Origin of the sequence: Donghicola sp. XS_ASV15, assembly GCF_041224595.1 — a bacterium.
GTDB lineage: Bacteria > Pseudomonadota > Alphaproteobacteria > Rhodobacterales > Rhodobacteraceae > Donghicola.
This window is the reverse complement of the sequence record NZ_JBGFGN010000157.1, coordinates 41,038-58,320: the sequence shown is the minus strand read 5'-3', so window position 1 is coordinate 58,320 and position 17,283 is coordinate 41,038. Positions and strand designations below refer to the sequence as shown.

Below are 17,283 nucleotides of genomic sequence, written 5' to 3'. Positions count from 1 at the left end.
GATCCCCAGATACATTAAACGCCCGAGGCCGTGTAGGCACTCGGGCGTTTTAATGGTCGGGCTAGCAGGACTCGAACCTGCGACCTTCCGTCCCCCAGACGGACGCGCTACCAGGCTGCGCTATAGCCCGACGTTGTGTGAGGCTTTCTACAGTTGTGGGCGGTAGGCGCAAGAGCGAAATCGCCGATTTCGGAAATTATTTCGCTTGGCTCAGCCGCTCATGCAGCGAACGAATTTGGGGCGCCAACGCGGCAATCGCGGGGCGCTGTTTTTCCGGTGTTTGCAAGGCCATAGCGAGCAGGCGCGGCGCAGGTTCTCGTGCAGTCTCTGCGTCCTGTGCCGCCTCTGCGGATGCTGGCTGCGTGGCGGGGCGAAGAGGGATGACTTCGGCTGGCGCCGGAGCATGGGCGTCTTCGACCTCTACTTCCAAAAGCTCCACTTCGCTCGTGTCTTCGAAATCGTCGCCAAAAAGATTGCCCTGTTGGTAGCCATCTTCAGACTCGCTCGGGGGCTCCCGTTTCTCGGTTTTGGGTAGTGGGGGCAGGGGCGCTTGCTCGGGCAGCGACTGTTCAGATTTGGGCGCAGCAGGGGCGCTCTCAGTCTCGACAGTTACAGATTTGGTATCAGGCGGTGTTATCGCATCTGACAAACCAGCCACATGTTTGACGCCTTGCTCACGCAGAATCTTCTGCACGCCTTTGATTGTCATCCCCTCATCGTGGAGCAACTTCTTGATCCCACCAAGCAATTCCATGTCGGCGGGGCGGTAATAGCGTCGCCCACCGGCACGCTTGACGGGCTTCACCTGAGTGAACTTACTCTCCCAGAACCGCAGAACGTGGGCAGGAGTTTCTAACCAGTCAGCGACCTCGCTGATTGTTCGAAACGCATCAGGGGACTTTCGGGCCATCGGGAAGCCTTACTTCTTGCGATTCCCGTCCGCGACACGGTCCTTCATCAGATGCGATGGACGGAACGTCAGCACACGGCGGGGGTGGATGGGCACTTCCTCGCCGGTTTTGGGGTTGCGGCCCACGCGCGCCGCCTTCTCCCGAACACTGAAGGTTCCGAATGAGGAAATTTTGACCTGTTCACCACTCACAAGCGCATCGGACATGTGTTCCAAAACGCTTTCTACCAGCTGTGCGGATTCATTGCGCGACAAACCAACTTCGTTGAAGACGGCTTCGCTAAGGTCCATCCGCGTAAGGGTCTTTTCACCCATAATAGCTCTCCCCGTTGCTGTTAGAACAATAGGGCGCTTGGATTTTACGAGTCAATATCAACAACTTGCCGGAGGTGTACGTTTCGTTACCACCGGATGACCACAGAGCCCCATGCGAGACCGCCACCGATGGCTTCGGTGACGACCAGATCGCCCTGTTTGATCTGTCCGCGTTCCTTGCCGACAGACAACGCCAGCGGGATAGACGCGGCCGAGGTGTTGCCGTGATCCTGAACGGTCACAACCACGCGGTCCATGGGCACACCCATCTTTTGGGCGGTGCCTTTGATGATGCGCAGGTTGGCTTGATGGGGCACGATCCAGTCTACATCGTCACCGGTCAGCCCGATTTTATCGAGCGACGTGTGCGCTGTTTGTGCAAGTTTTTCAATGGCATGGCGGAAGACTTCCTTGCCCTGCATACGCAGGTGGCCAGTCGTTCCGGTGGACACGCCACCGTCGACATACAGGATGTCACGATAGGTGCCGTCCGAGTTCAGATCGGTCGCCAGAATGCCGCGATCGTCCGTTGAACCAGCGCCTTCTTCGCCTTCGAGGATCAACGCGCCAGCGCCGTCGCCAAACAGAACACAGGTGCCACGGTCTTCCCAATCCATGATCCGGCTAAAGGTCTCTGCGCCGATCACGAGAACGCGTTTGGCCTGACCAGAAAGAATCAGCCCGTTCGCATTTGTCAGAGCAAAAACAAAGCCTGCACAGACCGCCTGCACATCAAACGCGAAGCCGCGGGTCATGCCGAGCCCGGACTGAATCATCGTCGCAGCCGAGGGGAAGGTGAGATCGGCGGTCGATGTCGCCACCACAATGGCGTCCAGATCGTCGGGCTCTAGGCCAGCATCCGCCAGCGCGGCCTTCGCGGCGCGAATGCCTAGATCGGATGTGGTCTGACCTTCGGCGGCGAAATGGCGGCGCTCGATCCCAGAGCGGCTGCGAATCCATTCGTCGCTGGTGTCGATCTTCTCTTCGAACTCGCTATTAGGAACCACCCGCTCAGGCAGGTAATGCCCAACGCCTTTTACCACCGCTCGAAGAGTCATCTATTTAGAACCGTTTTTAGTTATCGTTTATGTTTCGCGCATCCTGTGCCAGCGTTGCTGCAGATGCAACCCGCGCGGCGAGTTTGTTCGTAAATCCGCTCTGTGCCAGTTGGAAGGCCAGCTTCACGGCGGCCGATACTCCGGTCGAATCGGCAGAGCCGTGTGATTTCACCACGGTCCCATTAAGCCCCAAGAAAACGCCGCCATTCACACGGCGCGGATCGATACGTTTTTGCAGACGCTTTAGCGATGTCAGAGCAAGCAGGGCCGCGATCTTGGACAAGAAGCTGTACTCGAACGCTTCTTTCAGCAAAGTACGGATGAGGCTCGCGGTGCCTTCGCCGGTCTTGAGTGCGATATTGCCGGTAAAGCCATCGGTGACGATGACGTCGACTTTGTCCGAGGGGATGTCGCCGCCTTCGACAAAACCGACGAAGTCAAAATTCCCTGCCTCGGCATTGGCTTCGATCAGGTCATGCGCGACTTTCATCTCGGCACGACCCTTGTGCTCTTCGGTGCCTACGTTCAGCAGGCCGATACGGGGGCGGGCCAGATCCAGACCATTGCGTGCGTAAGAGGCGCCCATCAGCGCATATTGCAGCAAGTCCTCTTCATCCGCGCGGATGTCTGCTCCGACGTCGAGCATGACGTTGAACCCCATCGGGTTCCGGGAGGGCCAGAGCACAGCAATCGCAGGACGGTTCACACCGGGGAGTTTGCGCAGGCGGACCATCGACAGCGCCATCAGGGCACCGGTGTTGCCGCAGCTCACGCAGACATCAGCCTCGCCATTGCGGACAGCATCGATGGCAGAGAACATCGAAGTTCCCTTGCCATGGCGCATCACTTGGCTGGGTTTGTCTTCCATGCTGACGACGCCAGCGGCGTCGCGCACGGTGCATCGCTCTGCCAGACCACGCTTTCGCGCGATCAAACGCTCCAGCTCGGCGGCTGGACCATGCACAACAAAGCGGATGTCGGGGTTTTTCTCTGCCGAGAGCGCAAGACCGTCGATCACAACCGAAGGCCCTCGATCCCCACCCATTGCGTCAATGGATAGGGTAACGGTACGGGCGTCCGCGCGCTCAGGAGTCTGGGTCGCAGTCATGGGTCGCCCGTTCTCTCAAAGAAGAAGCTTACGCTGCGTCTTCGTCCAGATCGATCTCGTTGTTCAGCGCTACGACTTCACGATCGTCGTAGTGGCCGCACGAGGGGCACACGTGGTGGGGGCGCTTCAGCTCGCCACAGTTGGTGCACTCGTTGGGGTTGCCTGCAACCAGAGCGTCATGGGCACGGCGGTTGTTGCGGCGCGATTTCGAAACTTTGTTCTGTTGGACAGCCATTGTCCTACCTCTATGCTTTAGGCGGGCGGGGCCCGGAGTTGTCAGTCTGGGGCGTTGCCCGGCGTCGTTGCGGGTTGACGGGGCCTATAGTCCTAGGCGCAGTCCGTGTCCAACCCAAAATTTCGATGAGGCGCGGAAAATACCTTTTTTCCGGCGTTCTGCAAGGGGGTATCAGGAATTTTCCCCGCTGTCCCCGCCTAATTTATCCCGAAGGGCTGCTAAGCCAGCGAAAGGCTTGGCATCTTCATCCGTCATCGCCTTCTTGCCGGGCTCAGTCACCTGCATTTCGACCGGATCTGTGCCCTCGGCGCGGGGATAAAGCGGGATGTTCAACGCCAGCGACTCGATCATGACTTCTGCGATGTCGATCGCCGCGGGCAGACGTTCGACTGACTCGTCCTCGGGCATTTCTACTTCCTCGCCCTCGATTTCGGGCAAATCCGCCAAATATGTCAGCTCGATTCCCGTGTCGATCCGCGTCGTCACAGGCTCTAGCGTGACCACGCAGGGCTGGACTACAGTCGCGCCCAAGGTGCCCTTGAGCCGCCAGTCTGTCTTGCCCATCGGGGACAGTTCAGCCTCGAATCGTAGCTTTCGCAGGCCATCCAGACCCAGATCAGAGGCAACGGCGCGCATTTCCTCGGGGGTGGGCGTCAGGGTGACGCGAGTGGGTTTGCGCTGGGGCAAATCCGCGATCCGCAATATGTGCTGCGGTAGGGGAGCTGAGTCTTGCATTCTTGAACCGGTGCCTTTCCTTATGTAATCGGGATAAAAGCTAATACATGTCGAGTTCAATAGGGGCAGCAGGATGCGAGCGGTTAAATGGATGGGACGGGCGACCTGCCTGGCAGCAGTGATCGCCGTCGCAGGGTGTGTGGCGCAGTACCGTTTGCATGGGTATACGCCCTCGGACGACGATCTGGCGAACATTCTCGTGGGCGTGGATACGCGTGACACCGTGGCCGAGGTGATTGGCACCCCGACCACCTCTGGTGTGGCGCGCAGTGATGCCTACTACTATGTGTCGAAAAATGTGCGCAGCTACGGCATGCGCGAGCCCGAGATTGTGGATCGTCAGATCGTTGCAATCCGGTTCGATGACGCCGGCGTGGTTTCGAATGTCGAACGTTACACCCTTCAGGACGGCAAAGTTGTGCCCCTGTCGCGCCGTGTGACCGGCAGCAACGCAGACGACGTTCCCTTCCTGACCCAGCTCTTCGGAAACGTTGGCGGTCTGGACCTGAGCCAAGCTCTGGGCAATTAACTTTCCCTGTCACGTAGGCGTCGCAGGCTGTATGCTAGGTGGGTCAAAACCTTCCGCTGCAGGTGCCTGTGATGCTGAACATGATAAAGGGAAGCTATCGCACCCGTCTGGCCGAGACGCCAGCTGACATAGAGTCCGCGCAGCGCCTGCGCTACTTGGCATTTGTGGCTGAAACAGGAGCCGAGGCATCCACGGACGGTCTGGATGCAGACGATTACGACGGTATCTGCCATCACATGTTGGTAGAGGATCAGCGCACTGGCGCGCTGGTCTGCTGTTTTCGAATGCTGCATCTGACCTCTGGGTCCGAGATTTCCCGCAGTTACGCCGCGCAGTACTATGATCTGGCCGCGCTGGAGGCGTACTCGGGCAAGATGGTCGAGATGGGGCGGTTTTGTATTCATCCAGATCTGACGGATCCTGACATCCTCCGAGTCGCGTGGGGGGCGATGACCCGCTATGTGGACGAAACGGGCGTTGAGATGCTGTTTGGGTGCTCAAGCTTTCGCGGGACTGACGCGCAGGAATACTTCGACGCCTTTGCCCTACTCAAAGAGCGTCACCTTGGCCCCAAACGCTGGCTGCCCAAGGTCAAGGCGCCCAACGTGTTTCGCTTTGCCGCTCGTCTGCGCCGCAAGCCAGATGCGAAACTGGCGATGCGCCGTATGCCGCCGCTGCTCAAGACCTATCTGATGATGGGTGGCTGGGTCAGTGACCATGCGGTTGTCGATGCCCAGATGAATACGCTTCATGTCTTTACCGGTGTTGAAATCGCCGCGATTCCCCCCGCGCGCAAGAAGCTGCTGCGCGCCGTCGCAGGCTGACCCCTTGACGCGGATGCGGGGCGGGGATAGCGCGATGCCATGGCACGCGCACCCTTACTCCAGCTTTCCGACATCTCGCTGACTTTTGGCGGTGATCCTGTTTTCTCCGGCCTCTCGCTGAACGTTCAGCCGGGGGACCGTGTGGCCTTGGTGGGCCGCAACGGGTCCGGCAAATCCACCCTGATGAAGGTCATGGCCGGTCTGGTCGAGGCCGACAGCGGCGACCGCGTGGCGGGGCCGGGCATCACCGTGGGCTACATGGAGCAGGACCCGACCATGGAAGGGTTCGCCACGCTGGGGGATTTCGCGTCCAGCCGTCTGGATCCATCCGAGATGTACAAGATCGAGATGGTGGCCGAGGGTCTGAAATTCGATCCCAGCCGCGATGTGAACGTGGCCTCTGGCGGGGAGCGCCGCCGCGCCGCGCTGGCCAAACTGATGGCCGAAGCGCCCGAACTGATGCTGCTGGACGAACCGACCAACCACCTTGATATCGAGGCGATTGCGTGGCTGGAAAACGAGCTCAAAACCACCCGCGACGCTTTTGTCCTGATCTCGCACGACCGTGCGTTCCTGCGTGCGTTGACCCGAGCGACCTTGTGGGTCGACCGCGGGGAGGTGCGCCGTCAGGAGTTGGGATTCGAGAACTTCGAGGCATGGCGCGACAAAGTCTGGGAAGACGAGGACGAACAGCGCCACAAGCTGAACCGCAAGATCAAGGCCGAGGCCCGTTGGGCTGTCGAAGGCATCAGCGCCCGTCGCAAGCGGAACCAAGGCCGTGTGCGCGCTCTACAGGACCTGCGGGCTCAGCGTGCCAGCCAGATCAAACGCCAAGGCGCCGCCGCGATGGCGCTGGAAAGCGGCCCTCAGTCGGGCAAGCGCGTGATTGAGGCTGAGGGCATCAGCAAGACCTATGGCGATAAGGTCATTCTCAAGGACTTTTCGATCAAGATCCAGCGGGGGGACCGTGTGGCCTTTGTCGGGCCGAACGGCGTGGGCAAGACGACCCTGCTGAAGATGCTGATGGGGCAGGAGCAGCCGGATACGGGCACCGTGACCCTTGGTACCAACCTGCTGCCCGCGATCTTTGACCAGACTCGCGCGCAGCTGGACCCCGAAATGACCCTGTGGGACAGCCTGACCGGCGATCCTGACATGCGCGTCAGCGGGCAGGCGGATCAGGTGATGGTGCGCGGTAACCCCAAGCACGTGGTCGGCTACCTAAAGGAATTCCTGTTCGCCGAAGCCCAAGCCCGCGCCCCTGTGCGCAGCCTGTCGGGCGGTGAGAAGGCGCGTCTGTTGCTGGCCAAGATTATGGCGCGCGAGAGCAACCTTTTGGTTCTCGACGAACCGACCAACGATCTGGACGTGGAAACGCTAGATCTGTTGCAAGAGCTTCTGGACAGCTACGACGGCACGGTGCTGCTGGTCAGCCACGACCGTGACTTCCTTGACCGTGTGTCGGCGACGACCATCGCGATGGAGGGCAACGGCAAGGCCACCGTCTATGCCGGTGGCTGGTCCGACTATCAGGCGCAAAAGGCTCTGACCGCGAAAGAAGAGGCCAAAGCCGCCCCCAAGGCCGAGAAGCCTGTGGCAGCGCCGAAACCTGCCGTCGCGCCCAAGCCTGCCAAAGATGGCCTGAGCTACAGCGAGAAGCACCGCCTTGATGCGCTGCCTGCCGAGATGGAGCGCCTGGAGGCCGAGATCGCGAAACTCGAAGAGTTCCTTGCTGATCCCGAGCTGTTCACCAAAGAGCCGCTGAAGTTCAACAAGGCCACCGAAGCGCTGGTCGAGCGGCAGGAGAAACTCGCCGCCGCCGAAGAAGAGTGGCTGGAGCTGGAAGAGAAGGCCGCCGGTTAAGGCATTCGTAGCGCGCCGTCGATCCGGATGACCGACCCGTTCAAATAGGGGCAGGTCAGGATGAACCCGACGGTGCGCGCGTATTCCTGCGGGTCCCCCAGCCGCTTGGGAAAGGTCACGTCAGCGGCCAGACCGTCCATGACCTCTTGGCCCAGACTTTCCAGCATCGGCGTGCGGAAGATGCCCGGCGCGATCGCCATGCAGCGTACCCCAACCGATGCCAAGTCGCGCGCCATGGGTAGGGCCAGCGCCGCGATCCCTCCTTTGGAGGCGGCATAGGCGGCTTGGCCCTTTTGCCCCTCGAATGCAGCGATGGACGCGGTGTTGACGATCACGCCGCGCTGTCCGCCCGCATCTGGCGCGTTTTTCGACATGATTTCAGCTGCTAAGCGTCCAACGTTAAAGCTGCCAGTCAGGTTGATGTCGATCGTGCGTTTCCAGCTGTCCAGCCCATGGGGCCCATTCCGGCCCAAAGTCTTTTCCGCGGTCGCAATGCCCGCGCAGTTGATCGCTGCGGTCAGCCCGCCCATGTGGTCCGCCGCGGCGGTTAGGGCCGCCTGCACCGACCCTTCGTCCGTCACATCACATTTCTGAAAGCCCGCCCCGATCTCTGCGGCCTGTTCTGTACCGCGCGTGGTGTCGCGGTCCAGCAGGACCACCTGCGCGCCCGATGCCGCCAAAAACCGAGCCGTGGCGTTGCCCAATCCCGATGCGCCGCCGGTCACGACAGCCTTTACGCCTGTCAAATCCATCCGAGTTCCTCCCCTAACTGAACGGTTGTTCAGAAAGTGGCCGGAACGCGGCGGACTGTCCAGCCCTTACTGCAGGGGGCGGATCTTCAGCTTGGTGATACGGTTGGCCTCGCGCGCCAGAACAAGGAAGCGGAAGCCGTGGAAGCTGAACACCTGACCGGGGGTCGGAATGGTCTGTGCTTCGTGGATCACAAGGCCTGCGATGGTGTTCGCCTCGTCGTCCGGCAGGTTCCATTCGGTCGCACGGTTCAGGTCGCGGATCGTCATGTGGCCCTCGACGATATAGGTGCCATCCTCGGCCTTCTTGATCGGCAGTTCAGCCTCGGCGTCGAATTCGTCGGTGATCTGACCAACGATCTCTTCGAGGATGTCTTCCAGCGTGATCAGGCCTTCGATGCTGCCGTACTCGTCCACCACCAGCGCAAAGTGCGTGCGGCGGCGCAGGAACTGGCGCATCTGTTCGTCCAGCGAGGTGGTGTCGGGAATGAAATACGGCTTCATCGCAACACTTGCGATGTCAAAGGCTTTCATCGCCTCTTCATCGCGCAGAATGGTGTCCATCGCGCGCATCAGGTCCTTGGCATGGACCACGCCAATGATGTTCTCTTGATCGCCTTTGAACAGGGGCAGGCGGGTGTGATTGCTTTCCAGACACTGGGCAAGAATGTCTTCGATCGAGTCCTCGGCATTGATCATCTCGATCGAGGAACGGTGCAGCATGACCTCTTCGACATAGCGGTCGTTCAGGTCGAGTGCCCCAAGGATACGGTCGCGGTCCTCTTTCTCGACCACCCCTTCGGAGTGACCGAGGTGCAGGGCGCCTGCGATCTCTTCGCGCACGGCGAGAATTTGGCTGTCAGGGTCGATCTGGACGCCGAACATACGCAGCACCAAGCGGACCAAAGCGCGGACGGCTGAAACGATGGGCGAAAAAACTTTGACGATCAGGGTGATCATGGGGGCTGCACGGGCGGCGGCCACCTCGGCATTAGTGATCGCGTAGGTTTTTGGCAGCACCTCGGCAAAGATCAGAACCAGCAGGGTCATTACCATTGTCGCCAGCGCGACGCCCGATTCCCCGAAGAGACGGGTAAAGAGCGCGGTTGCCAGCGATGTCGCCAGAATGTTTACAAGGTTGTTCCCGAGAAGGACCGAGCCGATCAGACGTTCATTGTCTTCGGTGATCTTGAGCGCTTGTTCCGCGCCCTTGGACCCTTTGTCCGCGTTGGCCCGCAGTTTCCCGCGCGAGGCGGCTGTCAGCGCGGTTTCCGAACCCGAAAACAGACCAGAGAAAACCAGAAGCAGCAAAATGCCACCGGCGGTCGTCCAGAACGAAGCGTCAAATAGGGAGGTGTCCATAAGTCTCTCAGAAGTGTTTTGGGGGCAGATGGCGCTTTATGGGCCTTTCGCCAAGGGGTGATGTTCGAAAACCAGCGATTTCAGCCGCTCTTCCAGAACATGCGTGTAGATTTCCGTGGTGCCAAGGTCTGCGTGGCCCAGAAGCGTCTGGATTGCACGCAGGTCAGCGCCATTGGCCAAGAGGTGAGTCGCAAAGGCGTGGCGCAGGGTGTGGGGCGTGACCGCCGAAGGCGAAACGCCGCCCTGAACGGCGAAATCCTTGATCATCAGGTAGAAGGCGTGGCGGGTCAGGTGCCCCAGTTTGCCACGCGAGGGGAAGAGGTAGGGCGAGGTGGGTTTGCCTTTCAGCCGTGCCTCTTCTTCGGCGGCATCGCGGTGTTCGAGCCATAAGATCAGCGCGTCGCGGGCAGGTTCTGACAGGGGAACCATGCGTTCTTTGCCGCCTTTGCCCTTGATCAGGAGCATGCGGGGATCACCGCGCGTGGCCGTGACGGGCAAGCTCACCAGTTCTGTCACGCGCATTCCCGTGCCGTAGAGCAGCTCCATCAAGCAGGTGTTGCGGGCCTGCTCGGTGGGGTTTCGGCCCGACTCGGCAGCGGCATCTAGCAGGCGCGTGACGTCCTCTTGGCTTAGGGTCTTGGGCAGGCGTTTCGCTTTTCCCGGTCCGGTGATCTGAATGGCGGGGTTGGTGTCGCGCCAGCCCTCATCGTGTACGAAGCGGAACAACTGTTTTAGCGCAGACAGGCGACGCGCACGCGTGGACTGGGACAGGCCCTGCGCCTCGCAAAAAATCAGGTAGTTCTCTAGGTCATTGCGTCGCGCGGTGCCAAAGCCGCTGCCGTTCCGCGCCAACCAGTCTGCCGCATCTTTCAAATCCCGCCCATATGCCAGCAACGTGTTCGTTGCGGCGTTCTGTTCGGCGGCCTGTGCTTCGAGAAAGCTGGAGATCCAGCGGTGGTCTTCCATGCCAGCCCTCAGACAGTCTCCAATAGCAACAGCTGTAGCGCGACGGAGCGCGCGGTGCCGACAAGTCCAACTGCCCGAAAGAGCGAAAGCGCCTCTGTGATCTGGCGCGGATCGCTGCGCAGGTCTTGCGACAGCTTGGCCATAGCGCTCAGGATCGCTTCGCCGATGGCGCCGTTGTCGATCATGGCTTGCAATTGGCGCGAAGGGTCGTTGGTAAATCCGTCGTAGATCGCCCGAAGTTGCGGTTGAGAAGGCGGCGTGTCCGGCATCCGTCCCGAGGCAATAGCGCGCAGCATGGCGTCGGTCGGCGTGATGTTCGGCAAACGTCGCGCGGCTTCCTCATAACCGGGGGACAAAAGGGCAACCTCAAGCGCCTGACGTTCATGCGCCCCATTCAGATCGATGTCCAAAAGCCGAGTGCCGAAAAGGCGGGCGAAGGGCACCTGTAGGCCCACTTCGCCCATGCGGCGCCATGCCTCTGGCAGGGTGCGGATGATCGCCTGCTTGTCGCGGCGTTTCAGGGCGGTTTCAAACCGCTGCACTGCCTCGACGCGGTCCCAAACGCCACCGGACGCAGCGGGCAGGCGGGCGGAATAGATGCCGAGAAAGCTGTTCTCGGACAGCGCGCCAGCGCGCGTCAAACGCTCTGCTGCCTCAAGTTGGGCTTTCCAACCTGCCACGGGGCGCAGATCTGCGTGAGCAAAGGCGCGGGGTAGGGGGGCGGTTGGCATACGCTCGCCAATCGCCTCGAACATCCGAAATTCCAAGGGTGTGGGCACATCCGGAAATGCCAACATGTCGTCCGCTTCGAACAAGTCAGGATCAAGGAACCTAGCCAACAGCGCATCCTCGGCAGGGGTCAGCATGCCAAGCGCTTCGGCTGTGCCCAGAACCAGCGCTGCGGTGCTCCAGTTTCCGCGCCGTGCCAGACAAAAGATTCGCGCCGGATAACGGGCGGACAGTTCTGGCCTGCGGTCGATCTCCGCGCAGCGCGTGTCTTCGTTGCCAGTCAGCAAAGAGGCATCGAACGCGCGCTGAAACAGCTCTGGCGTGTCGATTCCCGCGCGCTCCATCAGCGCCTCGGCCTGTTCCACGGCACCAAGACGCAAAAGCTGATCCACACGCAATTGTAGAAAATCGCCGGTGCGTTGCAGACCGGTGGGCGCATCGGCCTCGGCCAGTAACAGAGTGAACATCAGGGCGCGAATGGCGGGCAGCTCTGCATTTCCGGCCTGGCGCATCAGGCGGGCCAAATCCTCTGGGTCGCTCTGGGACCACAGGTCTCTGGGGAAACCGGTGACAGACCGCGCCAGCAGTCCCGCCGCATCGGGCGAGGGCCCTCCCAAAGGAGTGACCACCACTTCAGGGATTTCGCTGCCACCCAGATTGTCTTTGGCAGGGGGCATTGCGATGGGGGTGGCCTCGATCGAGTTCGACAGCCAGTCTATTGCGGACAAGGGCTCTTGCGCGATCGCAAGCCCCGGCCACAGGGCCACCAGAATGGCGGCCTTATTCCACATGCAGGATGACCTCCTGACGCACTTCATCTGCGGGGGCAGAAAAATCGGCACCCAAAAACGGGCCGACATAGGCATAACAGATCAGCCCGATGCCGCCTAAAACTACCAGATAAAATAACCACTTAATGATGCGCCCCATAGTCCCCTCATTCTCATGTGTTTGGGTTTGGCCCAGATTATATATGGCATTTCCGCCAAGTTCACGTCATTGAAGGCGTCGAATTGCAATTTAGCGTGAACACGCCGACGATCCGAAGCGGGAGCCATGACACTACGCCTAAAAAAGACTGTCGTTCTGATCGGGATGATGGGAGCCGGGAAAACAGCCGTGGGCCGCGCCTTGGCAGAACGCCTGCACGTGCCTTTTCTGGATTCGGACGAAGAAATCGAGCGTGCAGCAGCCATGAGCATTCCTGAAATCTTTGCCCGCGATGGCGAGGATTTCTTTCGTGCCCGGGAAAGCGAGGTCATCTCGCGCTTGATCACGAACGAGGGCGCAATCCTCAGCACCGGCGGCGGTGCGTTCCTTCAGGCTCGCAACCGCGAGGTGATTCACGACCAAGGCGTGTCGGTCTGGCTGGATGCAGAGCTGCAAACCTTGTGGAACCGCGTGCGCCACAAGAACACACGCCCGCTGCTGCGAACCCGCGATCCCAAGGCGACATTGACCGAAATCTACCACAAGCGCGTGCCCGTCTATGCCAAGGCTGACCTGCGGGTGGCATCCGAACCGCGCCTGCCAGTTCCCGAGATGGCAAACCGCGTGGTCGAAGCTCTGAAAACCCGCCCTGATGTTCTGGAGGTTTGTGATGATTGAAACCGTCTCTGTCCCGCTGCCTGGCCGAGAATACAACATCCGCGTGGGCCAAGGTCTGATCGCTAGCGCGGGCGCTGAAATTGCACCCTTGCTGCGCCGGAAAAAGGTCGCCGTCGTCACGGACGAAAACGTGGGCGCCATCCATCTGGAAACTCTGCGCGCGGGGCTGGTGGCTGAGGGCATCGCCATGACCTCCCTGACTTTGCCCGCAGGCGAAGGGACCAAAAGCTGGCCTCACTTCACCCGCACCGTCGAATGGCTGCTCTCTGAACAGGTCGAGCGCCGCGATGTGGTCGTGGCTTTGGGCGGCGGTGTGATCGGCGATTTGGTCGGCTTTGCCGCATCGGTCCTGCGCCGCGGTGTGCGGTTTGTGCAAATCCCGACATCGCTGCTGGCCCAAGTGGACAGTTCGGTCGGTGGGAAAACCGGAATCAATACGCCCCATGGCAAGAACCTCGTTGGTGCATTTCACCAACCCAGCCTTGTGCTCGCCGATACGGATGCCCTGCAAACCCTGGCGCCCCGTGATTTCCTCGCGGGCTACGGCGAAGTGGTGAAATACGGCCTCCTAGGGGATGGGAACTTCTTTGAGTGGCTCGAAAAGAACGCGCCCAAAATGGCTGCCGGTGATGTGGAGGCCCGCATCTACGCGGTCAAACGCTCGGTTGAGATGAAGGCGGAGATTGTCCTGCGCGACGAGACCGAGCAGGGCGACCGTGCGCTCCTGAACCTTGGCCACACTTTCTGCCATGCGTTCGAAGCTGCCACTGGCTATTCAGACCGCCTTCTCCACGGCGAAGGCGTTGCGATTGGCTGTGCGCTTGCCTTTGAACTATCGTCGCGCCTTGGTCTCTGCCCGCAAGAAGACCCCTCGCGCCTGCGCCAGCATCTGCGTGAAATGGGCACCAAAGTCGACCTCGCCGATATCCCCGGCGATTTGCCGGATGCGGACAAACTCCTCGACCTGATGGGGCAAGACAAAAAGGTCATCGACGGCCAACTCCGCTTCATCCTTGCCCGCGGCATCGGAAAGGCGTTTGTCACGTCCGACGTCCCCCGCGACATGGTCCGAACGCTCCTCCAAGAAGCGCTCGACGCCCGCTAAATTCCCAATGGCCCGCCGTTCGTGCGGGCCTTTATGCTTCTTTTTGCCCAAAATACTCACGGCACGCCGCCTGCCACAAATTCCAAGCAAAAAGAAAGGGGCCCGAAGGCCCCCACACGTTCTACTTAGAACGGAATTTCGTCGTCCAGATCACGGCCTCCGCCGCCCCCTTGACCGCCGCCGTAGCCGCCGCCGTTGTCAGACGGTCCGCTGTCATAACCGCCGCCGTAGCCGCCACCCTGACCGCCGCCGTAGTTGCCGCCACCACCGCCTTGGCCTCCGTCATTGCGGCCGTCCAACATGGTCAGCTCGCCGCGATAGGGGCGCAGCACTACCTCGGTCGAATAACGGTCCTGACCGGACTGGTCCTGCCATTTGCGGGTCTCAAGTTGACCTTCGATATACACCTTGGAGCCTTTGCGCAGATACTGCTCTGCTAACTTCACCAGTGGCTCAGAAAAGATCGCGACGGTGTGCCATTCGGTGCGCTCGCGGCGCTCGCCAGAGTTGCGGTCCCGCCAAGTTTCCGAGGTCGCAATACGCAGGTTGGCCACTTTGCCGCCGTTCTGGAAGCTGCGCACCTCAGGGTCGCGTCCCAGATTTCCTACCAGAATAACCTTGTTTACCGATCCGGCCATAGTGGTCCCTTTCGAATCCTTAATCCGTCGTGTTCAGGGCAGGCTTACACAAACCCGTGTCCTTCAAAAACCCTGTTCCCGTGCCGCTTGGAAAAATCGGCAGTTTTGTCTATGGTCCGTTTAGTTTTTTCAACGAGGGGCTGTCCATGCGTCATTCTACGATCCGGACCTTCGCGACGACTGCATTTGTTTTTTCGATTTCGATCACATCTTTGGCTGAATTTGCTCTGGCGGACACTGCTGGCTCCCGTGCGCGGATGGCCGCGTTTCGGACGCAAACTGCGGTGCTCGATGGGCGTGCTGCGACGCAATACGCAGCCTCGATCAAGCTGATGCCACCGTCCGTTATTACACCGACGAAACATAGCAGCCCGAAGTATCGCGGGCGCTACAGCGGACCCTATCTGGCGATGGCCAAGGAAGCGGCACGGAAACACGGCATTCCCGAAGATCTGTTCGCCCGTCTCGTGCAGCGCGAATCCGCGTGGAACGCGCGCGCCAAATCCCACAAGGGGGCGTTGGGCCTTGCCCAGTTGATGCCGGGAACGGCGCGCCTGCTTGGCGTGGATCCCCATGATCCTGTGCAGAACCTTGAGGGCGGTGCGCGTTATCTAGCCACACAGTACGAAGAGTTCCGTGACTGGAAACTGGCCCTCGCGGCGTACAATGCGGGCCCGCAAGCTGTGAAGAAGCACAATGGTGTGCCCCCGTACAAAGAGACCCGCGCCTACGTCGCAGCTATTCTGGGTCAGTAACTGGAACCGTGGTTCTGAACCACAGATCGTGGTGATGCTCGAGGGCTTGGTGCATGACGGTGCCGCCGATCCCTCGGCGCATGTGACGGTAGAGCCTGCGCCAATAGGGCAAGATGATCGCGCCATCTTCGATCAGGATGTCTTCGATCCGGCTGATAACATCGCGCCGCGATTCGATGTTGGTCAGGCCAGATGCCTCTTCGATCAGAGTATCAAGCTCTTCGTTTGCGATCCCACACTCGTTCCACACCGAGTCTGACTTGTAACCTAAGCTAAGTATTTGGATGGCGAGAGGTCGCGCGTTCCATTGAGTGCAGGACAGTCCGTGATCTTTCCACCTTTTGCGGAACTCCTGACCATGCATCCGGCGGCGTGAAACCTTGAGGTCCGCATCCCGCATTTGCACCGCAAGCGCGTCCCCCGAGGCGGCGCTCCAGTCATCGTCAACGGTGACCAACTCGAACGAAGTGGCCCATTGACCAGCGGCTGCCATGAGCGCGCGCGCAGCTTTTGGGTCTCTTTCTGGGACTGGTTTGGCCACATATTCAGGGTGACGCGGCGCGACTGGATGGTTCTCGGCAACGCGGCCGTGATTGGCATATCCCAGTTCGAGGACGATCCTGTTATCGACTGCCATCGCCAGTGCGCGCCGGACACGCGGATCGTCAAAGACCTTGACGCCGTCTTGCTCGTAGTTGCGATTGGCGCGGCAGACCAAGGTCGCCGAGGTGTCGACCTCGGACCGGAACAGATCCATGGCGTCAAAGGTCTCGATATAGGTTGCGCTGGTTTCGTGCACCATATCGATTTCGCCCTCTTGGAACGCACGGACAAAGACGGCGGGATCGGTCCCTAGATCCAAATAGGTGATCTGTCCGAGGGCAGGGGTGCCGCCCCACCACCCCTCGCGTTTGGTCAGCACCGCACGGCTGCCTTCGACAAAGGTGGTGATCATGTAAGGCCCCGTGCCGATCGGGTTGGCCAAAAGATCCGCACCGGTCTCGTCAAAACTGGGATGGACGACCAAGGCAGGGTAGTCCGACAGACTCGCAATCAATGCGACGTCCGGCCGCGACAATGACAAAACGAGCGTGCGATTGTCCAAGATTTCAATGGCTGTGTCTGCGAGCTGCCCTGTACTATTGTCGATCAATGCGCTCATCCGGTTGGCCATAGAGTTACCGCTCACGCTGCGATTGCACCAACGGCTGAAATTGTAAGCGATATCCGAGGCGGTCACGGCATCGCCATTCGACCAGGTTGCGCCCTGCCGTAGCGTCAGTGTGTAAGTTTGCGCATCTTCAGAGACTTCCCATGCTTCGAGCAGCCACGGTTCGAACGTGTGATCGGTTCGCCAGCGCACTAGGTTTTCGCAAAGTCCACGTGCAATATTGCCTTGTTCAGGCCAATCCATAAGGCGCGGGTCACTAAACGACAGGACACGCATCTGGCAATTCAAAACCTCGGTTTCGGGCAGTGGTGCGGCCTCTTGCGCGGATGCCACGTGCGGCAGGCCCGCCATTCCCAGAGCCGCCGCGGATGTCGCGCCCAAGCTCGTCGCATATGCCAGAAATTCTCGCCGACTCAGATGCCCTTGGTTCAGCTGTTGGCGCAGTCCTGCAATTGCGGGGTGCATCGGAGCATCGGTGAGGGTTTTGCGCGTCATATGAGCCTCTTTGCGTCGGGAGCGGGGCGGCGTGTGCCGTCTCCTGCGTCCTTTCTTTCTGATTGCGCACAGAAAAACGGAGCGGGTCAACCGCTCCGTCGCAAAATCACCGGTGTGTGTGTTGTGGG

General features: G+C 60.2%; 18 protein-coding genes, 1 tRNA gene and 1 pseudogene. 6 read left to right on the top strand and 14 right to left on the bottom strand.

Annotated elements, in window-relative coordinates; translation table 11 throughout:
- Positions 1 to 53 precede the first annotated feature (53 nt).
- The 7 genes from AB9K37_RS14720 to AB9K37_RS14690 all read right to left on the bottom strand — a co-directional run bounded on the left by AB9K37_RS14720 (position 54) and on the right by AB9K37_RS14690 (position 4,361).
- Positions 54 to 130: transfer RNA gene (locus tag AB9K37_RS14720), tRNA-Pro, on the bottom strand.
- Positions 131 to 196: 66 nt separating this feature from the next.
- Positions 197 to 910 carry a MerR family transcriptional regulator gene (locus AB9K37_RS14715; protein ID WP_369840244.1) on the bottom strand — a complete coding sequence of 238 codons (714 nt, stop codon included), beginning with the start codon at positions 908 to 910 and terminating at the stop codon, positions 197 to 199.
- 9 nt (positions 911 to 919) lie between these two features.
- Complete coding sequence (gene ihfA / locus AB9K37_RS14710; protein ID WP_072706965.1) at positions 920 to 1,225, bottom strand: integration host factor subunit alpha; 306 nt, start codon at positions 1,223 to 1,225, stop codon at positions 920 to 922.
- Positions 1,226 to 1,311: 86 nt separating this feature from the next.
- Complete coding sequence (locus tag AB9K37_RS14705; RefSeq protein WP_369840242.1) at positions 1,312 to 2,283, bottom strand: beta-ketoacyl-ACP synthase III; 972 nt, start codon at positions 2,281 to 2,283, stop codon at positions 1,312 to 1,314.
- Positions 2,284 to 2,299: 16 nt separating this feature from the next.
- Positions 2,300 to 3,391 (bottom strand): phosphate acyltransferase PlsX, encoded by a 1,092-nt coding sequence (gene plsX, locus AB9K37_RS14700; protein WP_369840240.1) that lies wholly within the window; start codon positions 3,389 to 3,391, stop codon positions 2,300 to 2,302.
- 28 nt (positions 3,392 to 3,419) lie between these two features.
- Complete coding sequence (rpmF, locus tag AB9K37_RS14695; RefSeq protein WP_072706962.1) at positions 3,420 to 3,626, bottom strand: 50S ribosomal protein L32; 207 nt, start codon at positions 3,624 to 3,626, stop codon at positions 3,420 to 3,422.
- 171 nt (positions 3,627 to 3,797) lie between these two features.
- Entirely contained in the window at positions 3,798 to 4,361 is a 564-nt protein-coding gene (locus AB9K37_RS14690) for a DUF177 domain-containing protein (RefSeq protein WP_369840238.1), read from the bottom strand.
- Between the two features lie 73 nt (positions 4,362 to 4,434).
- On the opposite strand from AB9K37_RS14690, the gene AB9K37_RS14685 reads away from it, so the two are divergent.
- The 3 genes from AB9K37_RS14685 (at position 4,435) to AB9K37_RS14675 (ending at position 7,577) form a co-directional block, all read left to right on the top strand.
- On the top strand, positions 4,435 to 4,890 hold the full coding sequence (locus tag AB9K37_RS14685) for an outer membrane protein assembly factor BamE (RefSeq protein WP_369840236.1): 456 nt from the start codon (positions 4,435 to 4,437) through the stop codon (positions 4,888 to 4,890).
- A gap of 71 nt (positions 4,891 to 4,961) precedes the next feature.
- Positions 4,962 to 5,714, top strand: a complete 753-nt coding sequence (locus AB9K37_RS14680; protein ID WP_369840235.1) for a GNAT family N-acetyltransferase — start codon at positions 4,962 to 4,964, stop codon at positions 5,712 to 5,714.
- Between the two features lie 39 nt (positions 5,715 to 5,753).
- Complete coding sequence (locus AB9K37_RS14675) at positions 5,754 to 7,577, top strand: ABC-F family ATP-binding cassette domain-containing protein (protein WP_369840234.1); 1,824 nt, start codon at positions 5,754 to 5,756, stop codon at positions 7,575 to 7,577.
- Here the strand turns inward: AB9K37_RS14675 and AB9K37_RS14670 are convergent.
- The 5 genes from AB9K37_RS14670 to AB9K37_RS14650 all read right to left on the bottom strand — a co-directional run bounded on the left by AB9K37_RS14670 (position 7,574) and on the right by AB9K37_RS14650 (position 12,313).
- Complete coding sequence (locus tag AB9K37_RS14670) at positions 7,574 to 8,329, bottom strand: SDR family NAD(P)-dependent oxidoreductase (protein ID WP_369840232.1); 756 nt, start codon at positions 8,327 to 8,329, stop codon at positions 7,574 to 7,576. The genes AB9K37_RS14675 and AB9K37_RS14670 overlap by 4 nt on opposite strands.
- A 66-nt stretch (positions 8,330 to 8,395) precedes the next feature.
- The gene (locus AB9K37_RS14665; RefSeq protein WP_072706956.1) at positions 8,396 to 9,688 is read right to left on the bottom strand and encodes an HlyC/CorC family transporter; all 1,293 of its coding nucleotides are present in this window, start codon (positions 9,686 to 9,688) and stop codon (positions 8,396 to 8,398) included.
- 36 nt (positions 9,689 to 9,724) lie between these two features.
- Positions 9,725 to 10,654: a site-specific tyrosine recombinase XerD gene (locus AB9K37_RS14660; protein WP_369840229.1), complete on the bottom strand. Its 930-nt coding sequence runs from the start codon at positions 10,652 to 10,654 to the stop codon at positions 9,725 to 9,727.
- An 8-nt stretch (positions 10,655 to 10,662) separates the two neighbouring features.
- Complete coding sequence (locus AB9K37_RS14655) at positions 10,663 to 12,174, bottom strand: hypothetical protein (RefSeq protein ID WP_369840227.1); 1,512 nt, start codon at positions 12,172 to 12,174, stop codon at positions 10,663 to 10,665.
- Positions 12,164 to 12,313: a hypothetical protein gene (locus AB9K37_RS14650; RefSeq protein WP_369840225.1), complete on the bottom strand. Its 150-nt coding sequence runs from the start codon at positions 12,311 to 12,313 to the stop codon at positions 12,164 to 12,166. The genes AB9K37_RS14655 and AB9K37_RS14650 overlap by 11 nt, the downstream gene beginning before the upstream one ends.
- Positions 12,314 to 12,436: 123 nt before the next feature.
- Here AB9K37_RS14650 and AB9K37_RS14645 point away from each other — a divergent pair.
- Positions 12,437 to 12,991, top strand: a pseudogene (locus AB9K37_RS14645) (shikimate kinase); the annotation flags it as partial.
- A complete protein-coding gene (gene aroB, locus AB9K37_RS14640) occupies positions 12,984 to 14,096 on the top strand; it encodes a 3-dehydroquinate synthase (RefSeq protein WP_369840223.1) in 1,113 nt (370 codons plus the stop codon). The pseudogene AB9K37_RS14645 and the gene aroB, both read left to right, overlap by 8 nt.
- A 125-nt stretch (positions 14,097 to 14,221) precedes the next feature.
- Here the strand turns inward: aroB and ssb are convergent, their stop codons facing one another.
- Positions 14,222 to 14,734, bottom strand: a complete 513-nt coding sequence (ssb, locus tag AB9K37_RS14635) for a single-stranded DNA-binding protein (RefSeq protein WP_369840221.1) — start codon at positions 14,732 to 14,734, stop codon at positions 14,222 to 14,224.
- A gap of 146 nt (positions 14,735 to 14,880) precedes the next feature.
- On the opposite strand from ssb, the gene AB9K37_RS14630 reads away from it, so the two are divergent.
- Positions 14,881 to 15,489 carry a lytic transglycosylase domain-containing protein gene (locus AB9K37_RS14630; protein WP_369840219.1) on the top strand — a complete coding sequence of 203 codons (609 nt, stop codon included), beginning with the start codon at positions 14,881 to 14,883 and terminating at the stop codon, positions 15,487 to 15,489.
- Here the strand turns inward: AB9K37_RS14630 and AB9K37_RS14625 are convergent.
- On the bottom strand, positions 15,473 to 17,155 hold the full coding sequence (locus tag AB9K37_RS14625) for an ABC transporter substrate-binding protein (RefSeq protein ID WP_369840217.1): 1,683 nt from the start codon (positions 17,153 to 17,155) through the stop codon (positions 15,473 to 15,475). The genes AB9K37_RS14630 and AB9K37_RS14625 overlap by 17 nt on opposite strands.
- Positions 17,156 to 17,283 lie beyond the last annotated feature (128 nt).

What these genes read in the sequence shown, in the direction of transcription:
- AB9K37_RS14715 (WP_369840244.1), bottom strand. Translation starts at nt 910, where the DNA reads ATGGCCCGAAAGTCCCCTGATGCGTTTCGAACAATCAGCGAGGTCGCT.
- ihfA (WP_072706965.1), bottom strand. Translation starts at nt 1,225, where the DNA reads ATGGGTGAAAAGACCCTTACGCGGATGGACCTTAGCGAAGCCGTCTTC.
- AB9K37_RS14705 (WP_369840242.1), bottom strand. Translation starts at nt 2,283, where the DNA reads ATGACTCTTCGAGCGGTGGTAAAAGGCGTTGGGCATTACCTGCCTGAG.
- plsX (WP_369840240.1), bottom strand. Translation starts at nt 3,391, where the DNA reads ATGACTGCGACCCAGACTCCTGAGCGCGCGGACGCCCGTACCGTTACC.
- rpmF (WP_072706962.1), bottom strand. Translation starts at nt 3,626, where the DNA reads ATGGCTGTCCAACAGAACAAAGTTTCGAAATCGCGCCGCAACAACCGC.
- AB9K37_RS14690 (WP_369840238.1), bottom strand. Translation starts at nt 4,361, where the DNA reads ATGCAAGACTCAGCTCCCCTACCGCAGCACATATTGCGGATCGCGGAT.
- AB9K37_RS14685 (WP_369840236.1), top strand. Translation starts at nt 4,435, where the DNA reads ATGCGAGCGGTTAAATGGATGGGACGGGCGACCTGCCTGGCAGCAGTG.
- AB9K37_RS14680 (WP_369840235.1), top strand. Translation starts at nt 4,962, where the DNA reads ATGCTGAACATGATAAAGGGAAGCTATCGCACCCGTCTGGCCGAGACG.
- AB9K37_RS14675 (WP_369840234.1), top strand. Translation starts at nt 5,754, where the DNA reads ATGGCACGCGCACCCTTACTCCAGCTTTCCGACATCTCGCTGACTTTT.
- AB9K37_RS14670 (WP_369840232.1), bottom strand. Translation starts at nt 8,329, where the DNA reads ATGGATTTGACAGGCGTAAAGGCTGTCGTGACCGGCGGCGCATCGGGA.
- AB9K37_RS14665 (WP_072706956.1), bottom strand. Translation starts at nt 9,688, where the DNA reads ATGGACACCTCCCTATTTGACGCTTCGTTCTGGACGACCGCCGGTGGC.
- AB9K37_RS14660 (WP_369840229.1), bottom strand. Translation starts at nt 10,654, where the DNA reads ATGGAAGACCACCGCTGGATCTCCAGCTTTCTCGAAGCACAGGCCGCC.
- AB9K37_RS14655 (WP_369840227.1), bottom strand. Translation starts at nt 12,174, where the DNA reads ATGTGGAATAAGGCCGCCATTCTGGTGGCCCTGTGGCCGGGGCTTGCG.
- AB9K37_RS14650 (WP_369840225.1), bottom strand. Translation starts at nt 12,313, where the DNA reads ATGGGGCGCATCATTAAGTGGTTATTTTATCTGGTAGTTTTAGGCGGC.
- aroB (WP_369840223.1), top strand. Translation starts at nt 12,984, where the DNA reads ATGATTGAAACCGTCTCTGTCCCGCTGCCTGGCCGAGAATACAACATC.
- ssb (WP_369840221.1), bottom strand. Translation starts at nt 14,734, where the DNA reads ATGGCCGGATCGGTAAACAAGGTTATTCTGGTAGGAAATCTGGGACGC.
- AB9K37_RS14630 (WP_369840219.1), top strand. Translation starts at nt 14,881, where the DNA reads ATGCGTCATTCTACGATCCGGACCTTCGCGACGACTGCATTTGTTTTT.
- AB9K37_RS14625 (WP_369840217.1), bottom strand. Translation starts at nt 17,155, where the DNA reads ATGACGCGCAAAACCCTCACCGATGCTCCGATGCACCCCGCAATTGCA.